Source organism: Protofrankia sp. Cj5 (assembly GCF_917627405.1).
In the GTDB taxonomy this organism is placed as follows: domain Bacteria; phylum Actinomycetota; class Actinomycetes; order Frankiales; family Frankiaceae; genus Protofrankia.
Genome location: NZ_CAKJTO010000117.1, coordinates 9454 through 14556, shown reverse-complemented (window position 1 = coordinate 14556; position 5103 = coordinate 9454). Strand labels below are relative to the sequence as shown.

General features: G+C 67.2%; 8 protein-coding genes. 5 read left to right on the top strand and 3 right to left on the bottom strand.

Translation table 11 applies throughout. From position 1 onward, the window contains the following. Nucleotides 1-382 precede the first annotated feature (382 nt). Nucleotides 383-700 carry a nucleotidyltransferase family protein gene (locus MJ777_RS19490; protein WP_239377368.1) on the top strand — a complete coding sequence of 106 codons (318 nt, stop codon included), beginning with the start codon at nt 383-385 and terminating at the stop codon, nt 698-700. Here MJ777_RS19490 and MJ777_RS19485 read toward each other — a convergent pair. Both MJ777_RS19485 and MJ777_RS19480 read right to left on the bottom strand, forming a co-directional pair. Then, nucleotides 637-1041: a type II toxin-antitoxin system VapC family toxin gene (locus MJ777_RS19485; protein WP_239377367.1), complete on the bottom strand. Its 405-nt coding sequence runs from the start codon at nt 1039-1041 to the stop codon at nt 637-639. The two genes, MJ777_RS19490 and MJ777_RS19485, sit on opposite strands and share 64 nt — an antisense overlap. Further along, nucleotides 1038-1319 carry a type II toxin-antitoxin system Phd/YefM family antitoxin gene (locus MJ777_RS19480; protein ID WP_239313819.1) on the bottom strand — a complete coding sequence of 94 codons (282 nt, stop codon included), beginning with the start codon at nt 1317-1319 and terminating at the stop codon, nt 1038-1040. Before MJ777_RS19480 ends, MJ777_RS19485 begins: the two co-directional genes overlap by 4 nt. 28 nt (nt 1320-1347) lie before the next feature. Here MJ777_RS19480 and MJ777_RS19475 point away from each other — a divergent pair, with 28 nt between their 5' ends. From MJ777_RS19475 to MJ777_RS19460, 4 genes are all read left to right on the top strand, one after another. Then, nucleotides 1348-1620, top strand: a complete 273-nt coding sequence (locus tag MJ777_RS19475; RefSeq protein WP_239377366.1) for a hypothetical protein — start codon at nt 1348-1350, stop codon at nt 1618-1620. 62 nt (nt 1621-1682) lie between these two features. Further along, on the top strand, nt 1683-2054 hold the full coding sequence (locus tag MJ777_RS19470) for a helix-turn-helix transcriptional regulator (RefSeq protein WP_239313816.1): 372 nt from the start codon (nt 1683-1685) through the stop codon (nt 2052-2054). Nucleotides 2055-2114: 60 nt separating this feature from the next. Then, nucleotides 2115-2576 (top strand): SRPBCC domain-containing protein, encoded by a 462-nt coding sequence (locus tag MJ777_RS19465; protein ID WP_239377365.1) that lies wholly within the window; start codon nt 2115-2117, stop codon nt 2574-2576. Between the two features lie 204 nt (nt 2577-2780). Next, a complete protein-coding gene (locus tag MJ777_RS19460) occupies nt 2781-3536 on the top strand; it encodes an SRPBCC domain-containing protein (RefSeq protein WP_239346223.1) in 756 nt (251 codons plus the stop codon). A 137-nt stretch (nt 3537-3673) separates the two neighbouring features. On the opposite strand, the gene MJ777_RS19455 is transcribed toward MJ777_RS19460, so the two are convergent. Beyond that, nucleotides 3674-5103, bottom strand: a 1430-nt coding sequence (locus MJ777_RS19455; RefSeq protein ID WP_370652776.1) for a WD40 repeat domain-containing protein, incomplete at its 5' end; no start/stop codon positions are given.

Below are 5103 nucleotides of genomic sequence, written 5' to 3'. Positions count from 1 at the left end.
GTTCGACGGCGATGTCGGCCAGCAATGCACGTACCCGCGGATCGGCCGGCAGATTCTCGGTCTCTATGCGCACATGGGCGGCCAATGCCGCCAACGCGTCCAACGATGAGCCCAAGCGAACCGCCGTACTCATCAACGCCTCGGACACGACGTCCCCCCTTCTGATCTGCCCGCACCTGCTGGCGGAGTCAGGGTAGACCAATCCGGAGCCGAGGCCGTCTGGTCCTGCGGTTCACCTGACCAGGCCGCTCCGCTCCGGGTTCTCCACTCGGCCGGTAGGGAATATGGTGCGGGTCCGGCGGCTTGGAGGGTTCTGCCTATGCCGGGCGAAGGCAGGACCTGAGCCGTGCCGTTGTGGCTGTCCGACGGGGATAATGGCTACGTGCCTGTCGATCTTCGTGACAGCCAGATCGCTGAGGTGTGCCGGCGCTACGGTGTCGCCGAGCTGTCCGTCTTCGGCTCGGTGGCTCGCGGTGACGATATCGATGGATCGGACGTCGACCTGCTGTATGTGCTGGCGCCCGACTCGACTCTTGGCTTCGAGATCGTCGACCTTCGAGATGATCTGGATAAGATCGCCGGCCGTCATGTCGACCTGGTGTCCAAGTCCCGCAGGATCAGGGTGCGGAGCCGGCCTCATGATGGTGCGCTCACCGGAAGGCCGAGGTCGGTGGCAGCCGCCGCCAATTCCTGGTCGTAGGTGACGAAATCCGTCAGTTCGGTGCGAAACGGGTCAGCGGTGGCCAGGTGGATCGCGTCGAGTGATCCCAGCTGCCGGAGCCGGTAGGCCACGGCGCGGGCGAGCACGGCACTGGAGAGATCCACGACATACACACCGCGCAGGGCCAGCCCGGTGAGGTAAGGGACGCGTTGGACGTCCGCGCACGCGCGCACCAGAGTACGGGTGATCTCGAGCGTGGCCAGCTCGCTGGTGACCAACTCGGCTCCGCCCGGGAGCGCTCGGCGCCAAGCCCGCAGGGCTTCGGTCTCCCTCTCCTGCTTGATGAACTTCAACAGGGCACAGGCGTCCAGGTAGATCAACGGTGTCGTTCCCTGTCGCGGTCGGCGACGAGAAGGTCGGCCAGGCTCTCGACGCCGGGTGCCAGATCGGGGACCACGTCCGGCATGCCTCGCTCGGCAGGCGCCCTGGCTTCGCCGACGGCGACCATCTGCGCCAGGGTGCCCGGGTTTTCGACTTCGGGCACCATGCGCAGAATCGGCTTACCGCGGTCTGTGACGAGGATCGAAACACCGGCACGCACCCGTGCCACCGCCTTCGATGGGTTCTGGTTCAGTTCCCGCAGCCCGATGGTCTCCACTCCCCGAATGTACCTACATTATGTAGGTATGCCAACCGGGTGGGAGGACGCGACGACGAGCAAGCGACCGTGTGTGGTCCTGGTGGCAGCGGATCTGGACGTAGAGCGGCGGCCTGTTTCCAGGGCGCGTCCGAGCACCGCCTTGGGCATGCGGGCCAGCAGTTGGCAGGGCGGCTCACCGGTGGTGGACGTCGCGGCGGTGGTCTCTGTCGACGACGGTCACGGTTTGCGTATGTCGGCGAACTCGTCACGGATCGTCCACGTCGATCAGCGCGTGTGGCTGCGGGCAGCCGGCGCTTGACTGCGCGGCGGCCCCGGTTCTACGTTTAACGCATCGATTAATTAACGTCAGGGTGAAATACGATGGCAGCTGATCGACTCAGTACGATCTTCGCGGCGCTGGCGGACCCGACCCGGCGGGCGATCCTGGCCCGGTTGGCGGAGGGGGACGCGACCGTCACGGAGCTGGCTGAGCCCTTCTCGATCAGCCTGCCGGCGATCTCCCGACACCTCAAGGTGCTCGAGCGGGCTGGGCTGATCTCTCGAAGTCGGACGGCCCAGTGGCGCTCGAGCGCTCTCACCGCCGGGCCGTTGCAGGAGGCCGCAACGTGGATGGAGCGCTATCGCCAGTTCTGGGATGCAAACTTCGAGCGGCTCGACGCGCACCTTCGACACATCCAGCAAGCGCAGGCGCCATCCGCGGAGGAACAGCAACAGGACCAGCAACAGCAGTGACATGACGTCACCCAGGCATCAGCCATCCGTAAGTCACGTAAGCGAGAGAGGAACAGCGCCATGGCAGATTCCCCGGCAACCAACGAACTGGTCATCACCCGGATCTTCAACGCGCCCCGGGAGCTCGTCTACCGGGCGTTCGTCGACCCCGATCAGATCGCGCAGTGGTTCGGCCCGGTGGGGTTTTCTGTGCCCCGCGACAGCGTCGAGGTCGACGCCCGGGTAGGCGGCTATCAGCGGTTGGTAATGGTCAGCGACGATGACCCGACCATGCGCTCGCCGGTCAACGCGACGTTCACCGAGGTCGTCGAGAACGAACTCCTCGTGGGTACCGAGGAGGTGGAGGGTATTCCTGGTTTCGAGGGGATCGCCCAGATGTACATGCGCCTGGAGTTCCACGACGAGGGCGGCAAGACCCGCTTGGTGCTGCGTCAGGGCCCTTTCACCGAGAAGATGGAAAACATGACACGCGAGGGCTGGAGCAGCTCGTTCACCAAGCTCGACGCACTGCTCGCACGCTGATGCCCGCTCGCCCACTGGCACGCCCGCTCGCCCACTGACGATCAACGCCAGCCTGCCCCGCCCGCCGAAGCCGGCGCGGGGCAGGCCCGCGTGAACGCCTGCGTCTGAAGCGGCGGGAGTCGGCCGAGTCAGGCCAGTACGGCTCCACCGCGCGGCGCGATCATCTGTTGACAGGTGACTAAATGGTCACCTATGTTCGAGGGCGTGGACGCGGTGTTCAGAGCGCTGGCTGATCCGACGCGGCGGGCGCTGCTCGACGAGCTCTTCCGCGAGGACGGGCAGACGTTGAGCGCGCTCGAGGCGCGGTTCGACATCACCCGTTTCGGCGTGATGAAGCACCTCAAGCAGCTTGAGGAGGCGGGCCTGGTGGTCACCAGGCGGCGCGGGCGAGAGAAGCTCCATTTCCTGAACCCGGTCCCGATCCGGCTCGTCCACGACCGGTGGGTGAGCAAGTACGCCGAGCCCTGGGCCGCCGCACTCAGTGGCATCAAGCAGCGATTGGAGAATGCCATGGAGAAGGTTTTCGAAATCTACATCCGCACCACCCCGGAGCGGCTGTGGGAAGCGATCACCGATCCCGAGATCAGGAGTAAGTACAACTTCGGTGCGAGGGTCATCTCGGACTGGGCACCGGGCTCGCGCTACGAGATGGGTGCTCCGGGCGCTCCCGGTCCGCTCGGCGAGGGGGAGAACCTCGAGATCGACCCGCCGCGCCGGCTCGTCCAGAGCGCAACCATGCTCTGGAGCGACGAGGTGAAACGTGAGGGCACTTCCAGAATCACCTGGGAGATCGAACCGATCGGCGGCGACTCGTGCCGCCTGACCGTCACCCACGACCAGTTGCGCGAGGGCGCGAACGAGGAGCTCTATGGCGGCTGGCCGATGATCCTGTCGGGTCTGAAGACGTGGCTGGAGACCGGCGAGCCGCTCACCACCCCGGGGTCCCTGATGTACAGCTGAGCCGGCTCCTACCGTGGGACTCGGACGCCGCCGTCAGCGCGAGCGGAAGATACCGCCCCCGCGGGAGGGCCGTGGATCGGGCGGAGCTACTGGGGACGGCCGTGGGCCGGGCCGGGCTACCGGGGCGCGACGGGGTGCTAACCGGCGGGTAGGGGCAGCGGCGCGTCTGGCGCAAGGCGCCGGACGGTGGGGTCGTAGCCGTCCAGCTCGCCGGGCTCGAACCGGACGTTCTTGATCACCCACCAGAAGGAGCCGGCCGGCTCACCGACCAGCTTGTACGAGCCGCCCGTAAGCAGCACCGCCCACCCATCCCGAACGCCGATGACGGTCGCGATTTGTTGGCCGGTGGCGGTGTCCCACAACCGGACCGTGCCGTCGCCACCCCCAGAGGCGATCATGGTTCCGTCTGGGGAGAACCCCACCGACCACACCGTGCTGGTGTGGCCGGTCAGGGTGCGCAGTTCACGGCCGGTGGTGGTGTCCCACAGCCGGACGGTGCCATCATCACCCCCGGAGGCGATCATGGTGGCGTCTGGGGAGAACCCCACCGACAACACCGGGCGGGTGTGGCTGGTCAGGGTGCGTAGTTCACGGCCGGTGGTGGTGTCCCACAGCCGGACGGTGCCATCATCACCCCCGGAGGCGATCATGGTGGCGTCTGGGGAGAACCCCACCGACAACACCGAGCGGGTGTGGCTGGTCAGGGTGCGCAGTTCACGGCCGGTGGTGGTGTCCCACAGTCGGACGGTGCCGTCATCACCCCCGGAGGCGATCATGGTTCCGTCTGGGGAGAACCCCACCGACCGCACCCGGCCGGTGTGGCTGGTCAGGGTGCGCAGTTCACGGCCGGTGGCGGTGTCCCACAGCCGGACCGTGCGGTCGCCACCCCCGGAGGTGATCATGGTTCCGTCTGGGGAGAACCCCACCGACAACACCCGGCCGGTGTGGCTGGTCAGGGTGCGCAGCTCACGGCCGGTGGTGGTGTCCCACAGTCGGACCGTGCGGTCGTCACCCCCGGAGGCGATCATGGTGGCGTTTGGGGAGAACCCCACCGACCACACCGGGCCGGTGTGGCTGGTCAGGGTGCGCAGCTCACGGCCGGTGGTGGTGTCCCACAGCCGGACCGTGCCATCACCATCCCCAGAGGCGATCATGGTGGCGTCTGGGGAGAACCCCACCGACAACACCGAGCCGGTGTGGTCGGTCAGGGTGCGCAGCTCACGGCCGGTGGTGGTGTCCCACAGTCGGACCGTGCGGTCGTCACCCCCGGAGGCGATCATGGTTCCGTCTGGGGAGAACCCCACCGACCCCACAGGGCCGGTGTGGCCGGTCAGGGTGTGCAGCTCACGGCCGGTGGTGGTGCCCCACAGTCGGACCGTGCGGTCGTCACCCCCGGAGGCGATCATGGAGCCGCTGGGGGAGAACCCCACCGACCGCACCGAGCTGGTGTGGCCGGTCAGGGTGCGCAGCTCACGGCCGGTGGTGGTGTCCCACAGTCGGACCGTGCGGTCGTCACCCCCGGAGGCGATCATGGTTCCGTTTGGGGAGAACCCCACCGACAACACCC

Coding starts and splice junctions, on each gene's coding strand:
- MJ777_RS19470 (WP_239313816.1), top strand. CDS start 1,683: ATGGCAGCTGATCGACTCAGTACGATCTTCGCGGCGCTGGCGGACCCG.
- MJ777_RS19465 (WP_239377365.1), top strand. CDS start 2,115: ATGGCAGATTCCCCGGCAACCAACGAACTGGTCATCACCCGGATCTTC.
- MJ777_RS19475 (WP_239377366.1), top strand. CDS start 1,348: ATGCCAACCGGGTGGGAGGACGCGACGACGAGCAAGCGACCGTGTGTG.